The sequence below is a fragment of the Shewanella sp. Isolate8 genome, assembly GCF_022398495.1.
GTDB classification, from domain to species: Bacteria; Pseudomonadota; Gammaproteobacteria; order Enterobacterales; family Shewanellaceae; genus Shewanella; species Shewanella aquimarina.
In genome coordinates, this window is record NZ_JAKEVI010000001.1 from 1,805,544 (window position 1) to 1,832,513 (window position 26,970).

A 26,970-nucleotide genomic window follows, 5' to 3' on the forward strand; every position below is an offset into this window, starting at 1 on the left:
TTTCTGATCACATATTTACTGTGATTGGTATAAACAAAAAACGGCGCCAATGCGCCGTTTTTTATCTGTTACTACCAGCTAATCGATATTTAAATATTTGTGGGTTTGAATAGAGAGGCGCCAGTTTCGCTCGATGCAGATCTTCATCGCCAGCTCTGTGGCTCTAGGCTTCTGACTAATAGGCTGCAGGCAGATGGTCTTGCCCAGGGTGTCTATGCCTTTAAGCAGCTCATCGAGCTCCTCGATGTGCGAGGCCTTAGCCACCGGGTGTTTGATCTCATCGGCGCGTTCCAGTGCCTGCTCTAGCACCTTATAACCGCCCTTCATGTTGATCTTAGGCGATACAGTTACCCAGGCGCGGGGATCGACCAACACGTCGAAGGTACCACTTGTCTCGATTTGACACTGCATACCCGCGTCGGCAAAGGCCTGGGTCAAGGCGAAAAGATCATAGATACAGGGCTCGCCGCCGGTGATCACCACATGTTTAGCGCTGAAGCCCTGCACCTTGAAGTGCATCAATAACTCACGGGCATCTAGTTCGGCCCAGCGGCCAATGGTGCCGTCCACCTGGATAACTTGCTCGGGGGAGACACGATTCTCGGCTAAGGTTTCCCAAGTATGTTTGGTATCGCACCAGGAACACCCCACTGGGCACCCCTGCAGACGGACGAAGATCGCCGGCACGCCAGTGTACACACCTTCACCCTGGATGGTTTCAAAAACTTCATTAACCGGATACTTCATCTTTAACCTCGTCACATGCGGGCGGCTTTTATAGAAGATTTTGCCCCTACAAGCAAGTATAACCCCATTAATTCCCCAAGGTTTCACCAAATTGACCACCGGGAATGGCAATAGCGACAAGAAAATTTGCAAGGTCTCCACGGTCAGTTAAACTATCAACAAATTTTCTATCCGGACAGATTAAATGTCTAAAGCTGTAGTCGTGTTTAGTGGCGGACAAGATTCCACCACCTGTTTAATTCAAGCCCTGAATCAATACGATGAGGTGCATGCCGTTACTTTCGATTATGGTCAGCGCCATAGCGAAGAGATCGCCACCGCTGCCAAGTTGGCCAAGGAACTCAAGGTGGCCAGCCACAAGGTATTGGATGTGACTGTGCTGAACGAGCTGGCGATCTCCGCCCTCACCCGAGATGCCATTCCTGTCTCCAACGAATTGATGGATAACGGCCTGCCCAACACCTTCGTGCCTGGCCGCAACATACTGTTTCTCACCTTGGCCGGGATCTACGCCTATCAATTGGGCGCCGATGCCGTGATCACAGGCGTATGCGAGACTGACTTCTCCGGTTATCCCGATTGCCGCGACCAGTTCATCAAGGCGATGCAGTCGGCATTGGAACAGGGAATGGATCGCGAGCTTAAACTGGTCACCCCGCTAATGTGGCTCAATAAGGCCCAGACCTGGGCACTGGCCGACAAATACCACAGCCTAGAGCTGGTCAGAGACCAGACCCTCACCTGTTACAACGGCATCGTCGGCAGCGGCTGTGGCACCTGCCCCGCGTGTCTGCTTAGGGCCAAGGGGCTCGCGGACTACCTGGACGATAAAGTCGGTGTCATGGCCGAGCTGGATGCCAAATGTTAGGTCGGCTGACTTCGCGCGCCACCCCTTATGGCGTGGTGCTTGGGATCACTGTACTCTGCAGCCTGCTTTATTTTCTCCATCTAGACGCTGCGCTTGCCTTTAGACGCAGCGCCATTGCCCATGGTGAGTGGTGGCGCCTAGTGACAGGCAATCTGCTGCATACCAACCACTGGCACCTAATGATGAACCTTGCCGGGCTCTGGGTGATCAGCTTTCTGCACGAGAACCACTACCGCGCGGCCAATTTTTCCCTGCTGTTTGCCCTGCTCTGTCTGCTGCAAGGATTGGGACTCTACTGGTTTTTCCCAACCTTAGGCGGTTATGTGGGCCTTAGCGGCATGCTTCATGGCCTATTTGCCTATGGCGCCCTCAAAGACATTCAGATGAAGGTCCGCTCGGGCTACCTGCTGTTTGCAGGCGTCTGCTTTAAGGTTGCCTACGAGCAGTATTACGGCGCCACGGATCAGATCACTAAGCTTATCGATGCCAGGGTCGCCACCGAGGCCCACCTGGTTGGGGTGATCGGCGGTGTGCTGGTTTTTCTGCTCTATCGTCTCATCAGAAAACTGGCGCGCTAAGGGACTTCTCACGACGGCTCCAAGGTTAATGACAATTAAGACAAGTTACGCCAAGCAGATCTAAGCGCTGGCAGATATAGAAAAGGCTCACCTAGATGAGCCTTTTTCGTTTCTATGCGTTAGCACTAGGCCTTGATCAGCGCCTCTCGCAAGGCAAGCACCTCATCACGCAGTGCGGCGGCCTGTTCAAACTCCAGGTCTCTGGCATGTTGATGCATACGTTTCTCGAGTTCATCGATCTGATGGCTGAGGCTGGATGCATCTTGCTTGGCATAGGTGGTTCTGGACTCGGCCACCTTCTGGTATTTGGGCAATACCTTGGCGGTATGCTCGTTATGCTCACCCAGATCCATCACATCGGCGATCTTCTTCGAGACCCCTTTTGGTGTAATGCCATTGGCCAGGTTGAACTGGTGCTGCTTCTCTCGGCGTCGCTCAGTCTCGCCAATGGCCTTAGCCATGGATTTAGTTACGGTATCGGCGTAGAGGATCACCTTGCCATTCACGTTACGGGCGGCGCGGCCTATGGTCTGAATCAGTGAGCGTTCGGAGCGCAGGAAGCCCTCCTTGTCAGCGTCCAAGATGCACACCAGAGAGACCTCTGGCATATCCAGCCCCTCCCTGAGCAGGTTAATGCCGACCAGCACGTCGAACACCCCGAGGCGCAGATCGCGGATGATTTCTACCCGCTCGACCGTGTCGATGTCAGAGTGCAGATAACGTACCTTCACCCCATGCTCGTCCAGATACTCGGTGAGGTCCTCTGCCATTCTCTTAGTAAGCGTGGTCACCAACACCCGCTCGTTTACGGCCACGCGCTTATTCGCCTCGGATAGCAGGTCGTCTACCTGTATCGCCACCGGGCGCACCTCGATCTCAGGATCCAACAGGCCTGTTGGGCGCACCACCTGCTCGGCAATCTCGCCGTCACTCTTGTCCAGCTCATACTGGGCCGGTGTCGCCGATACGAAGATGGTTTGAGGCATCAAGGATTCGAACTCTTCAAACTTGAGCGGACGATTATCCAGCGCCGAAGGCAGGCGGAAACCATACTCAACAAGGTTCATCTTGCGAGAACGGTCCCCCTTATACATGGCACCTATCTGGGGCACAGTCACATGGGACTCATCGAGGATTAACAGGCCATCGGCGGGTAGATAGTCCAGCAGGGTCGGCGGCCCCTCCCCCGGACGTCTGCCAGAGAGATAGCGCGAATAATTCTCGATGCCGGAGCAGTAACCCAGCTCGGTCATCATCTCGATATCATATTGCACCCGCTCCGAGATCCGCTGGGCCTCGATCAGCTTATTATTGTCCAGCAGATACTGCTTGCGCTCCCTCAGTTCCTCCTTGATCTCCTCGGTGGCCGCCAGAATCTTCTCCCTGGGCGTCACATAGTGAGTCTTAGGATAGACGGTAGTACGGGCGATACGCTGCAAAATATGGCCGGTTAAGGGATCGAACAGGCTGAGTCGGTCAATCTCATCGTCGAACAGCTCGACGCGAATCGCCTGCTTGTCAGATTCGGCGGGAAAGATATCGATCACCTCACCGCGCACCCTGAAGGTACCGCGATCGAGTTCGATATCGTTACGGGTATACTGCAGCTCACTCAGGCGCTGTAAGATCTCCCTTTGCCCCATGAAATCGCCCTGCCGAAGGTGCAGCAACATCTTCATATAGGACTCGGGGTCGCCTAGACCATAGATGGCCGACACAGAGGCGATCAACACCACGTCCCGGCGCTCCAGCAGCGCCTTGGTGGCCGACAGGCGCATCTGCTCGATATGCGCATTGACCGAGGCGTCCTTCTCGATGAAGGTGTTGGTCGAGGGCACATAGGCTTCGGGCTGGTAATAGTCGTAATAGGAGACGAAATACTCCACGGCATTATGAGGAAAGAACTCCTTCATCTCGCCATAAAGCTGTGCCGCCAGGGTCTTATTGGGCGCCATGATGATGGTTGGGCGCTGCATCTGTTTGATAACGTTGGCAATGGTAAATGTCTTACCGGATCCCGTTACCCCAAGCAATGTCTGGCTTGCGAGCCCGGCATCCAGGCCGTCGACAAGCTGCTTGATCGCGCCCGGCTGATCGCCAGCCGGCGCATATTGTGAGACGAGATCGAACGCTGATTCACTCAATGGTGCACTCCTTTATAGCTGTGCACCTATCTTAAAGTACCCACAGCTATTAGCCAATTGAGAGCAGACATTTTCTTTATCGAGGAAATTCACCTAACCGCCCCATAAATGTCATCACTTTGTCATGTAAGTTTTGTACAAGAGGGTAAATCCCACTCTATGTTCAAAAAACAGGCTAAAACGCACGCCTGTAGCCAATTTAATACACAAGTTAGGTACAAAAACACATTACATATCTGTAACGTCATACAGATTATTGCTCAAAGGGGCTTGATTTTTATAAGCCGTTGATAATTGGTGCCAATATTAAGATGCGCTAATTCTTGTCATTTTAAGTACAACCCGCAAGCTCACTGCGTTTGGCCGGCGATTTTATGTCTCACCCACAGGCTTATCCACAGATTTAGTGGATAACTCTCTCAACCTCAGGATAATCGCGGCTTTAACCCCTTTTATACATTGAGGCTTTTTTATCTTCCGAGATGAAATTTTACTACATTTGAAAACCCAGTCTTATAGCAAAGCAGGTTTGGCTGTCATATTGACTGAGTGCAAAACCTCAATAGCCGATAGATTTCAGCCAGATATGGCCGTTAAAGCATCAAAATGCACACTTAGCGATCACTATGTGCATTAGATGAGCACTTAACAGCATAATTACACTTTTTTTGCCAAGTCGAGTTGACTCATGTGTAAGAGCGATTTAATATGCGCTCCGTCTTCAACGACGAGTCGCTTACACGATTCCCCAGTAGTTCAGTCGGTAGAACGGCGGACTGTTAATCCGTATGTCACTGGTTCAAGTCCAGTCTGGGGAGCCAAAGCGTCAAATCTTAGAAGATAAGTTAGCAATATTAGATGTTCCCCTGTAGTTCAGTCGGTAGAACGGCGGACTGTTAATCCGTATGTCACTGGTTCGAGTCCAGTCTGGGGAGCCAAATATTGTTAACGATATAAGTATCAATTCCCCAGTAGTTCAGTCGGTAGAACGGCGGACTGTTAATCCGTATGTCACTGGTTCAAGTCCAGTCTGGGGAGCCACTTATATAATAGAGAAGTATCTACTCCCCTGTAGTTCAGTCGGTAGAACGGCGGACTGTTAATCCGTATGTCACTGGTTCAAGTCCAGTCTGGGGAGCCACTTCACTATATTATCTCTTTCGATTCCCCAGTAGTTCAGTCGGTAGAACGGCGGACTGTTAATCCGTATGTCACTGGTTCAAGTCCAGTCTGGGGAGCCACCTTCTTTACGTTTCCTCTTCCGCGTTATCCTAAAAAAAGTCATCAACCATAAAGCGTTAGACTATCTGTTTCAAATTTAGCTAGAATGGGCAGTCGATCATCTTAGGTTACTTTTTATGGGCGTGGGAAAATCTATACATCTATTGCTGATTACGGCTTGTCTTGCCTTGGCGGCGCTGGCATATCTCAACCAGCGACAAGAAGTCGCCGCAATAGCCGACATCCAGCTAAAGGAGTATCAGGCCGATCCCGTTTGGCAACAGCCCCTGCCCGAGCAAGGCCAAGCACTCTTTAATCTGCTCAATAATAAGTATGAGTTACAGTTCTTCCAATATGTGCACCAGTTGGACGGCAGCCTCAACTATACCCATGGCCAACTCATTACCTCAGACACAGATCTAGCGACCGTGCTCTTTAATCAGGCAAGGGATAACACCCGAGCGCTGCCCCAAGGCCGCTTACAGGTCAAACTATCGAGCCGCACTATTGCAAATGACGCCCTCAATCATTATATCCAGCTCCTAATCTGGATAGTCGGCGGCTATCTGGCACTGGCGATACTCTTTACCCTCTTAATGGCCAGACAGAAACGCACCATAGGTCATGCGGTCGATGCCTTGGACGGCTTCGCCGAACTTAAATTTGATGCCATCGCCCACTCTCGTTTTCACGGCGAGCTTAACCCCTTAGGCAAGGCACTCGAACACTGTCGTGTCGCGCTGAATGATAAATTCGCCCAATTACAGCAGCATAACGAGCAGCTCAATCGTGAGGCTTACCAGGACCCGGTGACTCTATTTGGCACCCGACCTAAGTTTACCGAGAAGCTCGACGCCCTCGCAAAACCAGGCAAGGCGCGCATCGGCCTGATGGCGATGATCAAGGCCACGGAACTGGGCCATGTTAACCAGAGCCAGGGACGCGCCGCTGGCGATGACTATCTAGCCGGTGTCGCCACCTGTATCCGTAAGGCGCTACAGGGCATGCCTAACATTGAGGCGTTTAGGATCAGCAGCGCCGATTTCGCCGTCTTTATACCGGATCTGGTATTAAAGGATGCCCAGCAACCACTGGAAAAGTTAAAGGCCCAATTTGATGAGTACCAGCAAGGCAGCGATCTCGAGTCGGTCGCCTACATAGGCTTAGTTCCCTATGAGCAGGGTGGCGATGCCCTATCCTTGGTCTATATTGCCGACGCCGCCGTCAGCATCGCCCAGACCCTTGGACCTAACAGCTATCATGTGCAGGAGAAGCTCAGCGATGAGGAGCTGGTTGGGGATTCTCACTGGAAACTGGCCATCGAAGATATCATCAAGCGCCGCGCCATCAAGTTTCACGCCCAGGATATTCAACCCTGCCGCGGCGCCGATAACGTCTATAGTGAACTGCTGTCTCGCTTCTACAGTAGTGAGGGCAAATTTCTCCCTACTGGCACGGTTATCGCCATGGCCGAGCGCCACGGCCTGAGCATTGAGATGGACAAGATCATCATCTTGAGCACTCTTCGCCTGCTGCTCGACACCCCCACCTTCACCGGCGCCCTGGGCATTAACATCAGTACTGCTTCGGTCAACCAACCGGCCTTTACCGCCTGGCTGAAAGATATCTTTGTGCGACAGCGTCAGCTCGCCTCGCGTCTGGTGCTGGAGGTTAATGAGGCAGGAATGCAGGCCAATATCCGTCAGGCCCATAAATTTGTGCGCGACATGCATAGCGTCGGCGCGCGGGTGTCTGTCGAACACTTCGGCATGGGCTTTACCTCTTTTAAGTTCTTCAAGGAGGTCAGGCCGGACTTTATTAAACTCGATGGCAGCTATTCACAGGGGATCGACACAGATTCCAACAATCGTTTCTTCGTTAAGATGATTGTCGATGTCGCCCGTAAGCAGTCGGTTAGAGTCATAGCATCTAGCATCGAGCGTCAGGAAGAGAAGTTTGCCCTGGAGCAACTTTTGGTGGATGGCCTTCAGGGTTATTACATCGCTAAGCCTAAACCATTCACCGTAAAGGATGAACAATCTGCGCGCAGTCAGACGGCGGGATAAATAATCCCTTCATTCTTTGTGTTGTTTATCACGGCCGAAAGGCCGATAATAGCCCGTAAATTAGATATAGATAACCCATTGAGATGAGCGAATATCTCCTCCTATTGGTCGGCACAGTGCTGGTCAACAACTTTGTATTAGTTAAATTTCTTGGCCTCTGCCCCTTTATGGGGGTATCGAGTAAGTTGGAGTCGGCTATCGGCATGTCGATGGCCACCACCTTCGTACTCACCCTTGCCTCTATCCTGAGTTATCTGGTCGACACCTATCTGTTGACCCCCTTCGATCTCAGCTATCTGCGCACCATGGCCTTCATCTTGGTTATCGCCGTCGTGGTGCAATTTACCGAGATGCTGGTACAGAAAACCAGCGCCGCGCTGCACAGGGCCCTGGGGATCTACCTGCCGCTGATCACCACCAACTGCGCCGTACTGGGTGTGGCGCTGCTCAACGTCAACGAGAAGCACGACTTTATCGAGTCGGCCATCTATGGTTTCGGCGCCGCAGTCGGTTTCTCTATCGTACTCATCCTCTTCTCCGCCATGCGCGAGCGTCTGGCCGCCGCAGATGTGCCGGCCCCCTTCAAGGGTGGCGCCATCGCGATGATCACCGCAGGCCTGATGTCGCTGGGCTTCATGGGATTCACAGGTTTGGTTAATTAAGCATGAGCCAAGTTATTATTGCCATCATCCTATTAGGATTACTCGCCCTCGCCTTCGGCGCGCTGCTAGGTTACGCCGCCGAAAAGTTCAAGGTCGAAGGTGACCCCATTATCGATCAGGCCGAGGCCCTGCTGCCGCAAACCCAATGCGGTCAATGCGGCTATCCGGGCTGTCGCCCCTACGCCGAGGCGATCGCCAACGGCGAGAAGATCAACAAGTGCCCACCAGGCGGCACCGCCACCATGGAAAAACTTGCCGAGCTGATGGGTGTCGACCCCGAGCCGCTCACCGCCTCTGCCGAGACCCAAGTAAAGAAGGTCGCCTTTATTCGTGAAGATGAGTGTATCGGCTGTACAAAATGCATTCAGGCCTGTCCGGTCGACGCCATCCTAGGCACAGGCAAACAGATGCACACGGTGATCACAGATTACTGCACGGGCTGCGATCTCTGCGTCGAGCCCTGCCCGGTCGATTGTATCGACATGATCCCCGTAGGCAAAACATTACACAACTGGAGCTGGCAGCTCAATGCCATACCTGTGGTCAATATTAGCGAGGAATCTAAGTGTTAACCTTGTTAGAACAGATAGATAAAGGCACACTCTGGCGTATTCCCGGCGGTATTCATCCACCCGAGCATAAATCGCTTTCTAACCAGAGTGAGATAGCCAGACTCCCCCTTGCGGATCACTATCTGGTTCCCGTCCCGGGTGTCGGTGAGAACTGTACCTTGGCCGTCAAGGCTGGCGACACAGTGACCAAGGGGCAGCCGCTCACACTCGGCGAAGGTTTTCGCTATCTGCCGGTGCACGCCCCCGCATCGGGCAAGGTGATCGCCATCGAAGCGCGCGCCAGCAACCACGCCTCAGCGTTGCCCGTGCTGACCTGTGTGATTGAAAACGATCATCAGGAGCAGTGGATCGACACAGTTCATGCGCCGCTCAGTCCAGAACAGGTGGCACAGATGGACAATGATGCCATCATCAGCCGCGTGCAGGCAGCTGGCATCGCGGGTCTCGGCGGTGCGGCCTTCCCGACCCATATCAAGCTCAAACCTGTCAGCGATATCGAGCTGTTGATCATCAACGGCGTCGAGTGTGAACCCTATATCACCTCTGACGACAAGTTGATGCAGGAAGCCTGCGATGAAATCGTCCGCGGCATAGCGATCATCCACCAGTTACTCGGGCCCAAGCGCATCATTGTCGCCATCGAAGACAATAAGCCCCAGGCCATAGAGCAGATGAGCCATGCCCTCAACCGCAGCCAGCTACCGAGTCACTGCGCGCGAGTGAGTAAGATCCCAACTCTCTACCCGTCGGGCGGCGAGAAGCAACTGATCCAGATTTTAACCGGACAGGAGGTGCCATCGGGCGCCATTCCGGCAAACCTGGGAATTCTGGTGCAGAACGTCGGCACCGCCTACAGCATTACCCAGGCCGTCTACCGCAACATGCCGCTTATTGAGCGCGTGGTGACCCTGACCGGCCAGAATATCGCTAAACCCGGTAACTACTGGGTGCCTATCGGCACCCCCGTCGAGCATCTGCTCGCCGCCGCGCAGTTTAAAGGCGATGAAAATTCGCCGGTGATCATCGGCGGTCCCATGATGGGTTACATGCTGCCGAATGTCGCGGCGCCCATTACCAAGGGCACCAACTGTGTCTTGCTTCCGAGCGAGCAAGAGGTTGCACCGCCGAGTCCGGAGCAGCCCTGCATCCGCTGCGGCGAGTGTGCCCAGGCCTGTCCGGCGCAACTGCTGCCCCAGCAACTGTTTTGGCATGCCAAGGCTCAGGAATATGACAAGGCTGCTAGTTATAATCTGCGTGACTGCATCGAGTGTGGCTGCTGCAGCTTTGTCTGCCCAAGCGATATCCCTCTAGTGGAATACTATCGCGTCGCCAAATCGGCGCTACGCCAGGAGGCCGAGGAAAAGAAACAGGCGGAGCTCGCCAAGCAAAGGTTCGACTCCCGTACCCTGCGTCTAGAACAGGAAAAACAGGCGCGAGAAGAGAAAGCCAAGCAGGCTGCCGAACGCCGCAAGGCACAGATGACAGGGTCAGATAAAGACGCCGTCGCCGCTGCCATGGCAAGGATTAAGGCCAAGAAAGCCGCGCAAGAACAAGATCAGGTGCCAGCGACCACCAATATTGATGACGGCAAGGGCGCAGCAAAACCACAAGATAAGGTTGCCGCGGCAATAGCACGCGCCAAGGCTAAGAAGGCGGCGCAAAAGGCCAAGTCTGAAGCACCAGCCTCAACAGAACCGACTGAGTCGCACCAGCAAGCTACGACCGCAAATACTGGCGAAGCGGCCGCGATGAGTCAGAAAGATAAAGTTGCCGCCGCCATCGCCCGTGCCAAAGCAAAGAAGGCCGCACAAAATTCGGCTGAAGTATCTGAGGCCAGCCAAGGCGCCACTCAGGACGAAGTTCAAAACCTTGGTCAAGACGCCCAAGAAACTGCGCCCTTAAGCCAGAAGGAGAAGGTTGCCGCGGCCATTGCCCGCGCCAAGGCGAAGAAGGCGGCCCAGGCAGAATCGGCACACGAGGCTCCACCACAAGAAGATGCAGAGGGCGAGCAAACAGCAACAAAAGCGTCAACGCCTAACGCCACAGAAACTGAGGCGAGTAGCCCCGAAGCGATCAAGAAGGCTAAGATCGCCGCCGCGGTTGCTAAGGCCAAAGCCAAGAAGGCTCAGCAAGCAAACAGCGAAGAGCAAGTAGCTGAACCCGTCGCGACCGATGAACAAGCGGTTCAAGCAGTCCCTGCAGACGATCCTGGGGCCATCAAGAAGGCAAAAATCGCTGCTGCAGTCGAAAAGGCCAAGGCTAAAAAAGCCCAACAGGAAAAGACTGGCGAAAAAGCAGCCGCACCCGTGGCGCCTGACGAACGAACGGTTCAAGAAGCCCCCATTGAGGATCCCGAGGCCATCAAGAAGGCAAAAATCGCCGCAGCGGTTGCCAAGGCAAAGGCCAAGAAGGCCCAACAGGAAAAGACTGGCAAAGAAGTCGCTGAACCCGCCGCATCTGACGAACAAACGGTTCAAGAAGCGCCCTTTGAGGATGCCGAAGCAATCAAGAAGGCAAAAATAGCCGCAGCGGTTGCCAAGGCCAAGGCGAAGAAGCTGGCCAAAGCCCAGGCAGAGAACCCAAACAATGAGCACAAGGATTAATCATGGCATTTAAGTTGGCCTCATCGCCACACCTGTCCACCAAGGCACAAACTCGCGGCCTGATGTTTAAGGTCATGCTGTGCGCCCTGCCCGGCGTGCTGGCTCAGTGCTACTTCTTTGGCTGGGGAACCCTGATCCAGATAGCCTTGGCCATCGCTATCGCGATAGCCACAGAAGCGGCGGTATTGAAGCTGCGCGCACGTCCGGTCGGTAAGACCATCAGCGACAACAGCGCGGCCCTCACAGGCCTCTTGATAGGCGTTGCAATCCCTGCGATGGCGCCCTGGTGGATAGCCGGCATCGGCGTGGTGTTTGCCATCTTAGTGGTCAAACAACTCTATGGCGGCCTGGGCAACAACATCTTTAACCCCGCCATGGCGGCCTATGTGATGCTGCTTATCTCCTTCCCGGTGCAGATGACCAGCTGGGTTGCGCCGAGTGGCGCGGCGCTGAATGACCTAGGATTCTTGCAAAGCCTGAGTATCATCTTTCAGGGAGCCGACGCCGAGCAGATCCTCGCCTACCGCGCCGGTATCGATGGCGTAACCATGGCCACGCCACTGGATGCGGTCAAGACTGGCCTGTCTACCGGTTTAACCTTGGATGAGATCCTCGCTAAGGCAAGCTTCAGTGATGGCTTTGGTATCGGCTGGGCGGTGATCAACCTGGCCTACCTGGCTGGCGGTCTGGTGATGCTCAAGCTTAAACTGATCCGCTGGCAGATCAGCACCGCCATCTTAGCGAGTCTGTTTGTCTGCGCCAGTATCGGCTATCTGCTGAGCCCCGACACGCACATGGGCCCGCTGCTGCATCTGTTCTCCGGCGCCACCATGTTAGCGGCCTTCTTTATCGCCACCGATCCGGTTACCGCCGCAACCAGTACTCGTGGGCGACTGATCTTCGGTGCGCTGATTGGCCTGCTGGTCTATCTGATCCGCAGCTTCGGCGGCTATCCTGATGCCTTTGCCTTTGCCGTACTATTGGCTAACCTGTGCGCACCCTTTATCGATTATTATGTCAAACCCCGAGCCTACGGCCACAGAGCAAGCCGCTAAGCCCACGGCAGGAGTATGAAGTGAAACGTTCTATCGTCAAAAATGCTAGCTTACTGGGTTTATTCGCCCTCCTGTGTACCGCCTTGGTGGCCCTGGTTAACCAGTCAACCTTCGAGCGGATCAAGCAGCAACAAGATCTCGAACTCATGAGAACCTTGCATCAGATCATCCCTGATGAAATACATGACAACGCACTCATAGAGCACTGTATCCTGATCCAGGACGCCGACGTACTGGGAGTCGATGAACCCCTGCCCGCCTACATCGCTAGCCAAGGCGGCGAGCCCGTGGCCATCGCCATGGAAACGGTCGCGCCAGATGGCTATAACGGCCAAATCAAACTGGTCGTCGCCATCGATGTCAAAGGAGAGGTTCTGGGCGTGCGTACCCTCAACCATAACGAAACGCCTGGCCTTGGCGATAAGATAGATCTGCGTAAGTCTCCCTGGGTATTGAGCTTTAAGGGTCAGAGTATTCAAGGTGAACAAGACAAGCGTTGGGCGGTAAAGAAAGATGGCGGTCAGTTCGATCAGTTTACCGGCGCCACCATCACCCCCAGGGCCTACGTCGGCGCGGTTAAACGCACCCTGCGCTATTTTAATGCCAACAAGCAGACACTGCTAAGCCGCCCTGCCAACTGTGAGGTGCAATATGAGTAACTATCGTGATATCGCCTGGCAAGGATTGTGGAAGAATAATCCGGGCCTGGTCCAGCTCCTGGGCTTGTGTCCACTGCTCGCAGTCACCGCCACGCTCACCAACGCCATCGGCCTTGGGTTAGCCACGCTTGTTGTGCTGGTCGGCTCCAACGTGCTGGTCTCCCTGGTGAGAGAGTTTGTGCCTAAGGAGATCCGCATTCCCGTATTTGTGATGATCATCGCCGCCCTGGTGACCTGTGTGCAGCTATTGATCAACGCCTACGCCTACGGGCTATACCTATCACTTGGGATCTTCTTGCCCCTTATCGTCACCAACTGCGTCATCATAGGTCGCGCCGAGGCCTTTGCCTCACGTAATAACGTGGTTAAAGCAGCCTTTGACGGCCTGATGATGGGACTAGGCTTCACCCTAGTGCTTATGCTGCTTGGTGCTTGTCGTGAGATCCTGGGCCAGGGCACGCTATTTGATGGCGCCGACCTACTGCTCGGTGACTGGGCCAAGGGATTAACGATTCACCTATGGCAGGTGGATACCAACTTCCTGCTGGCGATGCTGCCACCCGGCGCCTTTATCGCCATGGGCTTCCTCATTGCCATCAAGAACATGATCGACAAGCAGCTCGAGGCACGTAAACCGGCCCCAGAGGCTGCCCCAGCAGTGACCCGCGCACGCATTACCAAGGTGAGTTAAGTTATGAATACCGAAAAGCGCCGTAAGATCCTGGAGATCTTTCGCGACAATAACCCTAAGCCAGAAACGGAACTTAACTTCTCCTCCCCCTTCGAGCTGCTGGTTGCCGTCACCCTGTCGGCCCAGGCTACCGACGTGAGCGTCAACAAGGCCACCGACAAGCTGTTTCCCGTCGCAAATACCGCCCAAGCCATCTATGACCTAGGCGTCGAAGGGCTCAAAGACTATATCAAGACCATAGGCCTGTATAACAACAAGGCCATCAACGTCATCAAGGCCTGCGAGATCTTACTGGAGAAGCATGGCGGTGAGGTGCCCGAAGACAGAGAGGCACTGGAGGCATTGCCGGGAGTGGGTCGTAAGACGGCCAACGTGGTGTTAAACACCGCCTTCGGCTGGCCAACCATCGCCGTCGATACCCACATCTTTCGCGTCGCCAATCGCACCAAGTTTGCCATGGGCAAGAACGTGGATCAGGTGGAACAGAAGATGCTAAAGGTTGTGCCTGCCGAGTTTAAGGTGGACGTACACCACTGGTTTATTCTCCACGGGCGTTATACCTGTGTCGCCCGCAAGCCAAGATGTGGCAGTTGCCTGATTGAAGATCTCTGTGAGTTTAAAGAAAAGGTCTATCCGGACGAATAAGCCTTCTGGTCTTGGTAAGCGCTAGAAGCATCAAGTCGAGATGGATAATACCAAGCACAGTAAACATGTGATCAGAAATAGCGCAGGAAAAACGCTTGAGAACAAAGCAGGATTTTTAGATAAGTAGTTATTCTACAGTTAAAAATACTAATACAGTTATCGAGCGTTTTAACAAGCTAGAATGATCAATTATTTATTACGATTGGTATAACTAAGCTCAAATATAAAAAAGCCGCAGAAGCGGCTTTTTTTGTGCGACTCGACTGCCAAATCAGGCAGACGAATTAAAACATGCTCATAAAGAACACAGATAGAAACAGTGCTATGGTGACCGTAAGTCCTAGGGCCATTTTTAGTTCGGTTGGCATCGACAGCTCCTCTAATAACCAGGCTTCATTATCTCAGCCATCCTGTTGAACACCAGAGACATAGGCTGATTCTGTGAACGGGATCATGGCAAGGCCAATCTTATTTCAATAGGGATTTATGACAAAAGCAAGGCTGATGTATCAGATTTAAATAGCGGATAAATAAGGTATACTTGGGCCTAGCAATTTCCTAAAAAGAGGTCCTTATGGCACAACTTTTACATACCATGCTGAGAGTCGGCGATCTCGATCGTAGCATACATTTTTACACCGAAATCTTGGGCATGAAGCTACTGCGCAAGTCTGAAAACCCAGAGTACCGCTATACCCTGGCCTTCGTTGGCTTCGACGAAGAGGCAACTGGCGCCGCGGTGGTTGAGCTCACCTACAACTGGGACACAGACAAGTACGATCTCGGCAGCGGCTTTGGCCATCTGGCGATTGGCGAAGAGGATATCTACAGTCGCTGCGCCGCTATCGAAGCTGCCGGTGGTAAGGTGACCCGTCAGCCAGGCCCGGTTGCCGGGGGCACCACAGAGATTGCCTTTGTCGAAGATCCCGATGGTTACAAGATTGAGTTTATTCAGATGAAATCTGCCCAGCAGGGTTTAGGCTAATCGTTAAACTTTCATAAAAAAAGCGCCCTAGGGCGCTTTTTTATTGCGTTCTACAACTTAGAACTTAACGGTTACACCGCCGTAGATCTGACGACCGATAGTGTCGTAAACCTCAGGCACTGTGCCCGCCTCGTTACCGCTGGCCACAATCACAGGCTTCTCATCGGTGAAGTTCTTCACGCCCAGGCTTGCCGTAATGCTGTCGTTGATGTGGTACATACCAGAGATGTTGTGGTACAGCACAGAGTCAACCGCATCACCATAGTTGATGTCGTCCATCTCACCGATATAACGGTTAGAGTACATCAGACTCCAGTCACCCTGGCCCGCCTTCACGCTAAAGTTATTCTTCACCTTAGCATAGCCACCGAACATGCCGCCGATGGTGCCAGTGTAGTCGATGCCATCCTGCTCAAACTCAAGCAGGTAGGTCAGATCGTTGCTGATGCTCCAATCTAAGCCAAGGCCCTCAAAACGGTAAGCCAGGTTAAAGTCGACACCACTCGTGTCTTGATAGCCCACGTTGGTCAGCGGGTTGGTTAAGTTTTCCAGGTTACCGTCTGGCGTGATACCGAAGGTCTCACAGGCAGTGGTATCTCCGGCATGACAGGCATTTAGACCCGCCTGAACGTCCAGACGCGAGATGGCATCTGTGATCTTAAAGCGCCAGTAATCCAAGGTCAGCGACATGCCATCGATATAGCTTGGCGAGTAAACTAAACCAGCCGTGTAAGACTCAGACGATTCCGCCTTCAGATCGGGATCTGAGGTGTAGTTCACCAAAATTTGTGGGTCCTGCTCGTTACCCCAAGGATCGTCTAGGTAGTCGTATGAACCCACGTTACCGCCATACAGCTCGCTCACGTTTGGCGCACGGAAACCGGTAGCCGCCACGGCGCGTAGCATAAGGTCGTCGGTCGCCTCATAGGTCAAACCTATCTTCCAGGTCGATGCGTTACCAAAGGTAGAGTAGTCATCGAAACGCAGCGCAAAATCACCGGTTAGCTTGTCGGTGAATGGTACGCTCACCTCTTGATACACAGAGATCACGCTGTAGCTACCATCGGTAGGATCTTGCTGCGCCGCCGTGCCTTCACCGGCGACGATCACAGGGTCGGGATTGTAGTAACCGCTGTCATGACGGTATTCGGCGCCGATCGCATAAGCGACAGGGCCCGCTTCCAGGTCGAAGGCTTCACCGCTGATCACACCAGAGACGATGTGCTGCTCGTTACCGCCCGTGGTGGACTCAAGGTAGCTGATGTCGTCAATGATGGCTTGAGACAGTGGGTCGCCGCTGAACCAGGCATCCTGGTTGTCGTAGACAGACTGTTCCATGTTCTTGGCATTGATAGAGTTATGAACCCAGGTTTCCGCCTTGTTCTTACCATAGGTGTAAGAGAGATCCCAGGCGATACCCGTATGAACATCAAACTCACCGGCTAGACCGGCAGATACGCGTAGGGTATCTGTGTCTTGCTCATAGATACGGTTACCGGCATCTGTGGTTCTTCTGCGGTATTCCACACGGCCTTGATCGTCAGGGGCGATACCGCCGGCAATCATCTCGTCGGTTAGCGTGATGCAGTTACCTGTTGAACTTGGCGTACACACATCCAACATCACAGAGGCCGGCTGAGCCGCCATCATCTGCTCTGATTGGCGCTTGGTGTATAAGAGATCACCAGTAAAGACGATGTCGTTAACCAGTTCTTGCGTCGCATTGGCGAAGAAACTGTAACGCTCATTTGGCGTCTGCAGCCAGCTATCCTGGGTATAGTCATAACCCTCGGTGCGATCGACCCAATTACCATTCTCATCCTGCACCTTACCGCCTAGCGAGCCGGTTGGGATAAAGCTACTAGCGCCCTTCTCCACCCAGTCGCGATCTTTTTGCATCACGCCGCCACGGTCCGAATAGGCCACACCAAAGGTGTAGTTACCACCATCGGTATTGAAACCATAGAGTGCACTGATCTCGACATTTTCACCGTCACCCTTGTCGGTGGCGCCGCCATTGATGTCTAGCTGGAAGCCTTCGAAATCTTTCTTAGTGATGATGTTAACCACACCTGCAATGGCGTCGGAACCATACACCGCGGAGGCGCCATCTTTCAGGATCTCCACACGAGCGATCATCGCCACTGGGATGGTGTTGAGATCCACGGCACTGTCTGCACCCGAACCTGAGTTCACCATGCGGCGGCCATTTAACAGTACCAAGGTACGGCTCGCCCCCATACCACGTAGATCCACCTGGGCGACACCGTCGGCACCATTGTTAGTGGTAGAGCCTACTGCCATACCCGCCATGGCAGGTTGCGCCTGTAGGATCTCATCGACCGAATTGTAACCCTCGGCGCGAATGGCACTGGCGTCGATAACGGTAACAGGTGAAGCCGTTTCCATGTCTTGACGTTGAATGCGTGAACCCGTTACCGCGATACGTTCAAAAGAGGCACTTTCTTCGGCAGCAACGGCATTGTTGGCAACAAAATATCCGCTGGTCGACACTGTCGCAATTAAACTTAATTTAACTGCCGCAGCTAATCTGCTTGTTTTAATCATGTAGGTCTACTCCCTAATTCAATTTTTATTCGGCGCCGTTCTTTTATTTATTCAACGCTCGATTCGATACTCCCCTTTCACCCCAAATGCGTCAATCCACCAATTTATTAACCAATGAAAAATAAACGTTAATACAAAGTATTATTTAAGTAACAACGCAAGTTTAATATTTCACCCGAGAGAGTGAATAAGCATTCACCTGGTTTAATTAGCTAGAAAATTTGATCCGAGCCAGTGTTTTACTCGGCAAGAGTTGCAACACAATCACAACGCACACAAAAGACAAAAGTGTGATCATCAACACAAAAGAACGGTCTAAACACTTGTTTCAATCTGGCGTTTTTACCCAGCAGGCACATAAACAGGCCACCATTAACAAATCCGCCGACCTGAGCCTTAAATGAATAAGGATGCTGAGCGATGATTAGACTTGCTTGTTACAATATTTTACAAACGTGCAGAAAAACAGCGTTAGTCAATTTATCTCTCTACCTAGTTTCCACGCCACAGCATTAAATCAATTACTGACTTAACGCATTTAATTTTAACGAGTAACCAAGTGCGGAATTAATAAAATGGATATAAATCAAGACTCAATTTAAATACACTCAATCTTTGTGGAGAATTAACAAAATCACTAACAATTATGCTTATTAAATTATATAAGTGTAACGCTTTGCATCATTTAATCCTTTAACAGGAACTCTTTTAGCTTAAATTTTAAACGAAATAATTCTGAAATAGGATTCAGGAATAGCTAGACAGCAACTGACTCGAATCGTCGGCCTGATTGCATAGAAATTCGAGTGCGTCCACAGCAACGACAGAACGACAGCAGCAAGATCATGACGCTCACGGCACACCCATGAAGACGTTATATTAGCGTCTCAGATTGAAGGCTTTGATTGAAGGCGTTGATTGAAAGCTTTGATTAAATGTTCAGACAGGGAGGTACTGGGTAGACAGCAAAACAGTCGTATGTAGAGCCAGTAGGTGAAAACAAAAAAGCGCAGTCTTTCGACCACGCTTTTTAACGCTCAACTCAATAATGTGAAGATAATAGCCGTTCGCCTAGCGATTATTCCGGCTGGATCAGGTTGAAGTGCTGATAGGCTCTGGCGGTGGCAATACGTCCTCTTGGGGTGCGCTGGATGAAGCCTTGCTGGATCAGGAAGGGTTCGAGCACATCTTCTATGGTTTCGCGCTCCTCGCCGATGGCGGCTGCCAGGTTGTCCAGGCCCACAGGGCCGCCCATAAATTTATCTATGATGGCCAGCAGCAACTTGCGGTCCATATAGTCGAAGCCTTCGACATCCACATCCAGCATATCCAAGGCGCTCTCGGCGACCACCTTGTTAACCTCGCCGTCATGCTTCACCTCGGCGTAGTCTCGCACCCGTCTGAGCAGGCGGTTGGCGATACGCGGGGTGCCACGAGAGCGCCTGGCCACTTCCACGGCCCCCTCTTGATCTATGGGCAACTCCAACACCTTAGCCGAACGAGCCACGATACTGCTGAGATCTTTAACATTATAAAACTCGAGACGCAGGGGGATGCCAAAACGGGCACGCAGCGGCGAGGTTAGCGCACCAGCGCGGGTTGTTGCGCCGATCAGGGTGAAAGGAGGTAGCTCTAGCTTAATGGAGCGCGCCGCCGGCCCCTCGCCGATCATGATATCCAGCTGATAATCTTCCATCGCCGGGTAGAGGATCTCCTCCACCACGGGGCTTAATCTGTGGATCTCATCGATAAAGAGTACGTCACCTGCCTCGAGGTTGGTCAGCAGCGCAGCCAGATCACCCGCCTTCTCCAGCACAGGCCCTGAGGTGGACTTGATGTTAACACCCATCTCGTTGGCCACGATCATGGCCAGCGTCGTCTTACCCAGGCCTGGAGGCCCGTAGATCAACATGTGATCTAAGGCTTCGCCCCGTTTCTGCGCCGCCTCGATAAACACCTTAAGCTGGGCCCTGGTATCGTCCTGACCCGTATATTCATCCAGCAGCTTAGGCCGCATGGCCCTATCTATCTGCTCATCCCGTTCCTCAGTGCCCTGAGGCTGGGCGTGAACTAACCTATCGGCTTCAATCATCTATTTCTCACTCTGGGCGCTAGAGCATCGATTTCAGCGATGCCTTGATCAAGGTTTCCGAATCCATGCCCTCTTCGAAGACACTGGAGACCGCCTTACTGGCTTGTGCAGGTTTATATCCTAACGCCAAAAGCGCCGAGATGGCATCTTCTTCGGCGGTGTTGACCACAGGCACAGGAGTATAGTTCGACTGCAGCACAAACTCGCGCTCGTTACCGTGGGACGCTTCCATCAGGCTCTTGAGCTTGTCACGCATCTCAACCAGCAAGCGCTCGGCGGTTTTCTTGCCGACACCCGGCAGCTTCACCAGAGTGGCGATGTCGTCGTGTTCAACGCACTTAACAAATTCGGCCGCCGTCATGCCTGAGAGTATGGTGAGCGCCAGCTTGGGGCCGACACCATTGGTCTTGATAAGCAGCCTAAAGAGCGCCCTTTCCTGCTTGCTCATGAAACCATAAAGCAGCTGAGCATCTTCTCGCACCACGAAATGGGTGTAGATCACCGCCTCTTGGTTTAATTCCGGCAATTCATAAAAACTGGTGAGCGGCATCTGCACCTCATAGCCGACACCAGCGGTTTCGATCAGCACCTCGGGCGCCTGCTTCTCGACGAGTAATCCCCGTAAACGACCTATCATCTATATCTTCCGTAAGTTCTCGCGCTAGCCTTACCGCCCATAGCGATCAGGCTCTGATATGTGTGGAAATGGCACAGGGCAACCCCCAAGGCATCGGCCGCATCGGCCTGTGGGGCAGCGGGCAATTTCAGGATCTGTTGCACCATGTGCTGTACCTGACTCTTCTGCGCCCGTCCCGTGCCGACCACTGCATTCTTGATCTGGGTCGCCGAATACTCGGCCACCGGCAGATCGGCATTGGTGGCGGCCACTATAGCGGCTCCGCGTGCCTGGCCGAGCTTTAATGCCGAATCGGCATTCTTGGCCAGAAACACCCGCTCGATGGCAAATTCATCCGGCTGGTATTGGCGGATGATCTCACCGATCCCGTCGAATATCACCTTAAGACGGGCGGGCAGATCATCCGATTGGGTGCGAATACAGCCACTGCCCAGGTAGATCTGCTGCCTGCCCTGACACTGGATCACCCCATAACCTGTGATACGCGAGCCGGGATCCACCCCCAAGATTATTGGCATCGCCTGCTTATTCGAGGCTGGCTAAGATCTCGTCAGAGATCTCGGCGTTATGATAGACCTCTTGCACATCGTCGTGATCTTCAAGGTTATCGATCAGGCGCAGGAATTTAGGCGCGGTGGCAGCGTCCAACTCTGCCTTGGTCGATGGCACCATGGTCACCTCGGCGTTGACCGCCTCCAGTCCTGCCGCGTCCAGTGCATCTTTCACGGCACCAAAGGCTTCTGGCGTGGTGTAGACATCGATAGAGGTATCATCATTGGTCACTACATCTTCGGCGCCGGCGTCGAGCGCCGCATCCATGATGGTGTCTTCATCGCTGCCTTCGGCGTAAGAGATCACGCCACGCTTCTCGAACAGATAGGCCACAGAGCCATCTGTACCCAGGTTGCCACCCGACTTACTAAAGGCGTTACGCACGCCAGAGACGGTGCGATTTCGGTTATCAGTCATGGTTTCGACCATCACTGCGGTTCCACCCGGACCATAGCCTTCATACATGATGGTTTCCAGCACCTGGCCGTCGAGTTCGCCGGCACCGCGCTTGATGGCGCGTTCGACTGTGTCACGGGTCATGTTGTTTGACAGCGCCTTATCGATTGCCGCCCTGAGTCTAGGGTTCGAATCGGGATCCGAGCCGCCTTCTCTGGCCGCTACCGTAAGCTCGCGAATGAATTTGGTGAAGAGTTTACCGCGTTTAGCGTCTTGTGCCGCCTTGCGGTGCTTGATGTTGGCCCATTTACTGTGACCGGCCATAGGGACTCCTTATTCGAGCTTGCCTCGAAAAAGCCGAGCAAGATGCTCGGCTTATTGGTTCAATCTTGATTTATTCCTGCTCTTTCTTCGCTTCCACTACGCTCACCCCAAGCTCTTCGAGCTGTACAGGGTTAGCGAAACCTGGTGCATTGGTGAGCGGACAGGCTGCCGTGGTAGTCTTAGGGAATGCCATTACGTCACGAATCGAACTCGCACCTGTCATCAGCATCACCATACGATCGAGACCGAACGCCAGGCCTGCGTGTGGAGGTGTGCCGTACTTGAGGGCTTCAAGTAGGAAGCCAAACTTCTCTTGCGCTTCCTCGTCATCGATCCCCAGAATTCTAAATACGGCAGACTGCATCTCACCGTCGTAGATACGTACCGAACCACCGCCCAGTTCACAACCGTTTAGCACCATGTCATAGGCGTCAGAGATGGCCGCCGTAGGGTTTGCTTCCAGCTCGGCCGGTGTGATACCACTTGGCGCGGTAAACGGATGGTGCATGGCATGCAGGCCGCCATCGGATGTGCGCTCAAACATTGGGAAGTCAACCACCCATAGTGGCTTCCAGTCACCTTGAAGTAGGTCGAAATCTTCACCCACCTTCAGACGCAGGGCGCCCATGGCTTCTGCCACGATATTCGCCTTATCGGCGCCAAACAGGATAAGGTCACCGTTGGCCGCATTGGTACGATCCAGGATTCCCTTAACCACCTCTTCGCTGAGGAACTTAAGCACTGGTGACTGAATGCCTTCCAGCCCTTTCTCCAGCTCGTTGACCTTCATCCATGCCAAGCCTTTGGCGCCATAGATGTTGACATACTTGCCATACTCATCGAGCTGCTTACGTGACAGACTAGCGCCGCCCGGTACACACAGCACGGCAACACGGCCTTCACTGTCGTTGGCTGGCTCCTGGAACACCTTGAAGTCGACATCTTTAACCAGGTCGGCTACATCGACCAGCTCCAGCGGGTTACGCAAGTCCGGCTTGTCTGAGCCATAACGACGCATCGCCTCGGCGAAGGTCATCTTAGGGAACTCGCCCAGGTCGACGTTTAGCAGCTCTTTAAACAGGCCGCGTACCATCTCTTCAGTCTTGTCCATCACCTGTGCTGAGGTCATGAATGAGGTTTCGATATCGATCTGGGTAAATTCAGGCTGACGGTCGGCACGTAAGTCTTCGTCACGGAAACATTTCACGATCTGGTAGTAACGATCGAAGCCAGACATCATCAGCAACTGCTTAAACAGCTGTGGCGATTGTGGCAGCGCGAAGAACTGGCCCTTGTAGGTACGGCTAGGCACTAAATAGTCACGTGCACCTTCTGGCGTCGCCTTGGTCAGGATAGGCGTCTCGATATCGAGAAAACCGTTACCGTCGAGGAAACGACGCACGGCGCTAGTCACCTTAGAGCGGAAGATGATGCGCTCGGCCATCTCGGGGCGACGCAGATCCAGGTAGCGATACTTAAGACGCTGCTCTTCGGTGTTGTGTTGATTTTTGTCCATGTTGATCGGCAGTGCCGGTGCGCTGTTAAGAATGGTTAGCGCCTTGCCCAGCACCTCAATCTCACCTGTGCGCATCTGATCGTTGATCTGGCTGTCAGGACGTGCGCGTACTAGGCCTTTGACCTGAACACAGAACTCGCTGCGCAGTGTGCTGGCGACATCGAATACCTCTGGCAGATCAGGATCATATACTACCTGAATCACGCCTTCACGGTCGCGCAAATCCAGAAAAACCACGCCACCGAGATCGCGACTGCGGTTTACCCAACCTACGAGAGTAACTTCTTCCCCAACATGAGACCGATTAACGTCTCCACAATAATGACTGCGCATCTAACACTTTCCTTTCATCCGTCAAGGCCGTGCTTGAGGATATTCAATACATGACAAAAGCGGCATTATAGTGAAATATTGCCGATTTCAAAACAACTTCATCCGCTTAAAATGAAGTAAACCTTTGGGTTGGATAAATATCCATCAAATCCTGAACTGGGGTCACAGTTCAGGCACTTTGGTAACAGCGCCCACCCTGTTTCACTGCCCGCGACATCAATTTGTCGGCGGTCTTGAGTAACTCAACGACAGTGTCGCCATCATTCGGGAACATGGCCACCCCTATGCTGACCGATAGTGCCACATCCAGACCGTTGATGGCAAAGGGCGCACTAAAGCCGCCCACTATGCCATCGGCTACCTGACACACGGTATCGAGATCTTTACTGCGATTGAGCACCATCACAAATTCGTTGCCACCAAAGCGTGCCAGGGTATCAGACTTACGCACCGCCGACTTGAGTCGCTGCGCCCCCTCGGCCAGCACCCTGTCGCCCACCTGATGACCAAAGGTCTGATTGATTTGGCGCATATTATCGAAGCTGATGAAGAGCACTGCAAAGGGCTGCATCTCACGCCTGTGCAGCAGTACCGACTGCTGCAGCCTGTCATCAAGCAGGCTACGATTAGGCAGGCCGGTAAGCGTATCGAACTGCCCAGCCCGGGTCAGCTCATGGGCTAGCTCCTTGGCAGCCGCGAGACGGCTACGCTGGGAGCGCAAGATAAGATAGACAAACACCACAAAGCTGAGTAGCGCCAAAAGATAGAAGGCACTCTGATAGTTCACCCAGGCCCTCCAGTTGCTGACTTCCTCCTTCACCCAGTGCTGATAAATTTCCTCTTGACGCTCAGGAGTCAGCTGAGCGATGGCCTGATCCCACAGGGGGACCAATTCCTTGTACTTGGGATTTAGCGCAAAATGGCTCTGCTGCTGGGAGAAATCCGCCAACACAGACATCTTAAGTGCCTTATAATCTGACTCCTTGAGCACCATGGCCATGTTGATCACCTTCTCGATGAAGGCATCGGCCTTACCCTGTGCCACTGCATCCACACCCGCGCGGCTGTTGGGCACGATCACCAGTTCGATGCCCAGCGCCTTATTCATCAGGTTAGCAATCAGATGGTAGCCCTCGACGATTGCCAGGCGCTTTCCACTCATCTGACTCAGGTTAAATACAGTCACCTGACTTAGGTTGGTCACCAGCCCCCAGGGCGATGGCCAATAGGGGCTGGTAAAGACCATTTCCCGCTCCCGCTCTGGGGTATGGGCGACACTGCCAACGATATCTATCTCGCCCTGTTTAAGCGCATCGAGCAGGCTGCTCCAGCGCTCGAACGGCACGCCTTCGATCGTCAGGCCAAGCTGATCGGCGACCCAGAGGCTGATCTCACTGTTGATCCCCATAAACTCGCCAGATGGCCCCTGAAACTCCATGGGCGCCCAGGCAGCAAGATAACCCACCTTAAGTGTGCCCAGGCCGTCTAAATAGCGCCGCTGGGATTCTGTAATAGAGAGCGGATTAAGCAGCGACTGCACGCTCCTATCGTCTCTGTCCAATATCCATTTATTCTCTATACTGGCCAGCTCTGCATTGCTGATCAGGCGAAAGCCCGCCGCAATACGCTGAGCCAGTCCCTTATCCTCGTTGCGAGTCAGGGCATAGATATCTGTCGTAAAGGCGAGAGCACGGAATTGGTGAAAGTCGGACCAGGATTCTGCTCTCAGCAAATAGTGTTGGGTCCAGGCGGAAGACGCCACGAAGGCGGCAATATGACCCTGCTGGGCGGCCTGAATCATCTGCGTCACATCGGTATAGAGCTTAAGCTCCGAGTTCGGCAGCGCCTGCTTGAGTTTATCCAGATAAGGCGCGGTGGGCACGGCGCCGACGCGTTTTCCCTTTAACTCATCTAAGCTATTGATGGCTTTGCCATAACTGAAGAGACGGCTCTTCACCTGATAGGTGCGCCAGGCTCTGGTCAGGTTGGACTTCATGGTGTCGCTTTCGGGGTAACCCACATGGATATCGGCGCGGTGAAACCTGAGCTCATCCAGGCCATCTTCCATAGCGGCCGGGCGAAACTCCACCTCTATCCCCGTCTTCTTAGACCAGAGCTTCCAGATATCGATATAGAGACCGTGTGGCTCACCATCGCCCCCGGTATCGACAAAGGGTTGAATACCTGTGGTGGTGGCTATCACTAAGGTGTTGGCATCACGGCTAAAGCCGAGCCAGCGCTTGTCGATTTCGGCGCGGCTGGTTTGACTCAGGCTATCGAAGCCGCGGTTGATCTCTGTGATAAGGTCGAGTCGTCCCTTACTGACCGCAGGCACCAGCGCCGTCTTCTTGATCAGCAGACGATTATCCAATGGGAACTCCTCCAGGACGGCGCGGCTAACGGCGTTATCCTTTAGGTAACCTTCCATGCCGGCAAACACGTCGACCTCACCGGCCACCACGGCGCGAAGCAGTTCGGCGCGGCTATTATAGTAACGGTAGCTCAGCCCATTCACCTGATGATTGAGTATCGATTCGTGTGACGAGCCCGCCACGACGCCGATACGATAGGGCTGGAGATCGGTAAAACTTTTCTTGCCTTTAAGTGTGTTACGCACATAAAGATAGGTGCTGACATAGGCGATGGGCGCGGCAAAATCGAAATCCCTATCCCGCTCCTTGGTGATGCCAAGGCCGATATGGATGTCGGCATCTCCCTGGGCGAGCTGTTTAAGCGAGTCCTGCCAGTGACGGGCGACGAAGACCACAGGCACCTGAGTCTGCGACGACCATTCGCGCCAAAGATCCACCAATACGCCTTTAGCGTCACCGTTCTCATCGACAAACTGATAAGGATAACTGTCCTCTCCCATCACCAGCACCAGTGGAGCCTGACGCCCGTCGGCAGCCAGATGCCAACTGGAAAGTAGGGGGAGCACTATGGCTAAGGGGACGAAGGCCATGCGCGCCAGTGCGCCGCGAACCTTGGCTAAAAAAGCCGATGCCAAAAGATGTAGTGGTGTCAAAGATCTATCCCGGTCTCTATTATCATTTTAT

Annotated in this window: 20 protein-coding genes and 5 tRNA genes; 16 read left to right on the forward strand and 9 right to left on the reverse strand. The window is 53.3% G+C overall.

Annotated elements, in window-relative coordinates:
- Positions 1-78 precede the first annotated feature (78 nt).
- Positions 79-747, reverse strand: coding sequence for a 7-carboxy-7-deazaguanine synthase QueE (gene queE, locus L1D43_RS07975; protein WP_239850600.1), 669 nt, complete (start codon positions 745-747; stop codon positions 79-81).
- A 184-nt stretch (positions 748-931) separates the two neighbouring features.
- Between queE and queC the strand changes: the two genes are divergently transcribed.
- Together queC and rrtA are read left to right on the forward strand one after the other, a co-directional pair.
- Positions 932-1,615: a 7-cyano-7-deazaguanine synthase QueC gene (gene queC, locus L1D43_RS07980; RefSeq protein WP_239850602.1), complete on the forward strand. Its 684-nt coding sequence runs from the start codon at positions 932-934 to the stop codon at positions 1,613-1,615.
- On the forward strand, positions 1,609-2,193 hold the full coding sequence (gene rrtA, locus L1D43_RS07985; RefSeq protein WP_239850604.1) for a rhombosortase: 585 nt from the start codon (positions 1,609-1,611) through the stop codon (positions 2,191-2,193). The genes queC and rrtA overlap by 7 nt, the downstream gene beginning before the upstream one ends.
- A gap of 125 nt (positions 2,194-2,318) precedes the next feature.
- On the opposite strand, the gene uvrB is transcribed toward rrtA, so the two are convergent.
- Positions 2,319-4,337 (reverse strand): excinuclease ABC subunit UvrB, encoded by a 2,019-nt coding sequence (uvrB, locus tag L1D43_RS07990; RefSeq protein WP_239850606.1) that lies wholly within the window; start codon positions 4,335-4,337, stop codon positions 2,319-2,321.
- A gap of 745 nt (positions 4,338-5,082) precedes the next feature.
- Between uvrB and L1D43_RS07995 the strand changes: the two genes are divergently transcribed.
- The 14 genes from L1D43_RS07995 (at position 5,083) to gloA (ending at position 15,496) form a co-directional block, all read left to right on the forward strand.
- A tRNA-Asn gene (locus L1D43_RS07995) sits at positions 5,083-5,158 on the forward strand.
- Between the two features lie 41 nt (positions 5,159-5,199).
- A tRNA-Asn gene (locus L1D43_RS08000) sits at positions 5,200-5,275 on the forward strand.
- A gap of 27 nt (positions 5,276-5,302) precedes the next feature.
- Positions 5,303-5,378, forward strand: a tRNA-Asn gene (locus L1D43_RS08005).
- A 24-nt stretch (positions 5,379-5,402) separates the two neighbouring features.
- Positions 5,403-5,478 (forward strand) — tRNA-Asn (locus L1D43_RS08010).
- Between the two features lie 24 nt (positions 5,479-5,502).
- Positions 5,503-5,578, forward strand: a tRNA-Asn gene (locus tag L1D43_RS08015).
- A 144-nt stretch (positions 5,579-5,722) separates the two neighbouring features.
- Positions 5,723-7,624: a GGDEF domain-containing protein gene (locus tag L1D43_RS08020; RefSeq protein ID WP_239850608.1), complete on the forward strand. Its 1,902-nt coding sequence runs from the start codon at positions 5,723-5,725 to the stop codon at positions 7,622-7,624.
- An 83-nt stretch (positions 7,625-7,707) separates the two neighbouring features.
- Entirely contained in the window at positions 7,708-8,286 is a 579-nt protein-coding gene (gene rsxA, locus L1D43_RS08025; protein WP_239850610.1) for an electron transport complex subunit RsxA, read from the forward strand.
- A gap of 2 nt (positions 8,287-8,288) precedes the next feature.
- Positions 8,289-8,858, forward strand: a complete 570-nt coding sequence (gene rsxB / locus L1D43_RS08030) for an electron transport complex subunit RsxB (protein ID WP_239850612.1) — start codon at positions 8,289-8,291, stop codon at positions 8,856-8,858.
- A complete protein-coding gene (gene rsxC, locus L1D43_RS08035; RefSeq protein WP_239850613.1) occupies positions 8,852-11,461 on the forward strand; it encodes an electron transport complex subunit RsxC in 2,610 nt (869 codons plus the stop codon). Before rsxB ends, rsxC begins: the two co-directional genes overlap by 7 nt.
- A gap of 2 nt (positions 11,462-11,463) precedes the next feature.
- Entirely contained in the window at positions 11,464-12,516 is a 1,053-nt protein-coding gene (rsxD, locus tag L1D43_RS08040; RefSeq protein ID WP_239850614.1) for an electron transport complex subunit RsxD, read from the forward strand.
- Positions 12,517-12,536: 20 nt separating this feature from the next.
- Positions 12,537-13,175: an electron transport complex subunit RsxG gene (gene rsxG / locus L1D43_RS08045; protein WP_239850615.1), complete on the forward strand. Its 639-nt coding sequence runs from the start codon at positions 12,537-12,539 to the stop codon at positions 13,173-13,175.
- On the forward strand, positions 13,168-13,866 hold the full coding sequence (locus tag L1D43_RS08050; protein ID WP_041511172.1) for an electron transport complex subunit E: 699 nt from the start codon (positions 13,168-13,170) through the stop codon (positions 13,864-13,866). Before rsxG ends, L1D43_RS08050 begins: the two co-directional genes overlap by 8 nt.
- Before the next feature lie 3 nt (positions 13,867-13,869).
- A complete protein-coding gene (gene nth / locus L1D43_RS08055; RefSeq protein WP_239850616.1) occupies positions 13,870-14,511 on the forward strand; it encodes an endonuclease III in 642 nt (213 codons plus the stop codon).
- Positions 14,512-15,085: 574 nt separating this feature from the next.
- Entirely contained in the window at positions 15,086-15,496 is a 411-nt protein-coding gene (gene gloA / locus L1D43_RS08060; protein WP_041511168.1) for a lactoylglutathione lyase, read from the forward strand.
- A gap of 57 nt (positions 15,497-15,553) precedes the next feature.
- On the opposite strand, the gene L1D43_RS08065 is transcribed toward gloA, so the two are convergent.
- From L1D43_RS08065 to L1D43_RS08095, 7 genes are all read right to left on the reverse strand, one after another.
- The gene (locus L1D43_RS08065) at positions 15,554-18,064 is read right to left on the reverse strand and encodes a TonB-dependent receptor (RefSeq protein ID WP_239850617.1); all 2,511 of its coding nucleotides are present in this window, start codon (positions 18,062-18,064) and stop codon (positions 15,554-15,556) included.
- 1,078 nt (positions 18,065-19,142) lie between these two features.
- Complete coding sequence (gene ruvB, locus L1D43_RS08070) at positions 19,143-20,156, reverse strand: Holliday junction branch migration DNA helicase RuvB (protein ID WP_239850619.1); 1,014 nt, start codon at positions 20,154-20,156, stop codon at positions 19,143-19,145.
- 19 nt (positions 20,157-20,175) lie between these two features.
- Complete coding sequence (ruvA, locus tag L1D43_RS08075; protein ID WP_239850621.1) at positions 20,176-20,793, reverse strand: Holliday junction branch migration protein RuvA; 618 nt, start codon at positions 20,791-20,793, stop codon at positions 20,176-20,178.
- Positions 20,790-21,311: a crossover junction endodeoxyribonuclease RuvC gene (ruvC, locus tag L1D43_RS08080; RefSeq protein ID WP_239850623.1), complete on the reverse strand. Its 522-nt coding sequence runs from the start codon at positions 21,309-21,311 to the stop codon at positions 20,790-20,792. The genes ruvA and ruvC overlap by 4 nt, the downstream gene beginning before the upstream one ends.
- Positions 21,312-21,318: 7 nt before the next feature.
- On the reverse strand, positions 21,319-22,065 hold the full coding sequence (locus L1D43_RS08085; RefSeq protein WP_041511163.1) for a YebC/PmpR family DNA-binding transcriptional regulator: 747 nt from the start codon (positions 22,063-22,065) through the stop codon (positions 21,319-21,321).
- A gap of 70 nt (positions 22,066-22,135) precedes the next feature.
- Positions 22,136-23,914: an aspartate--tRNA ligase gene (gene aspS / locus L1D43_RS08090; protein WP_239850625.1), complete on the reverse strand. Its 1,779-nt coding sequence runs from the start codon at positions 23,912-23,914 to the stop codon at positions 22,136-22,138.
- A 169-nt stretch (positions 23,915-24,083) separates the two neighbouring features.
- On the reverse strand, positions 24,084-26,939 hold the full coding sequence (locus L1D43_RS08095) for a transporter substrate-binding domain-containing protein (protein ID WP_239850626.1): 2,856 nt from the start codon (positions 26,937-26,939) through the stop codon (positions 24,084-24,086).
- Positions 26,940-26,970: the final 31 nt, after the last annotated feature.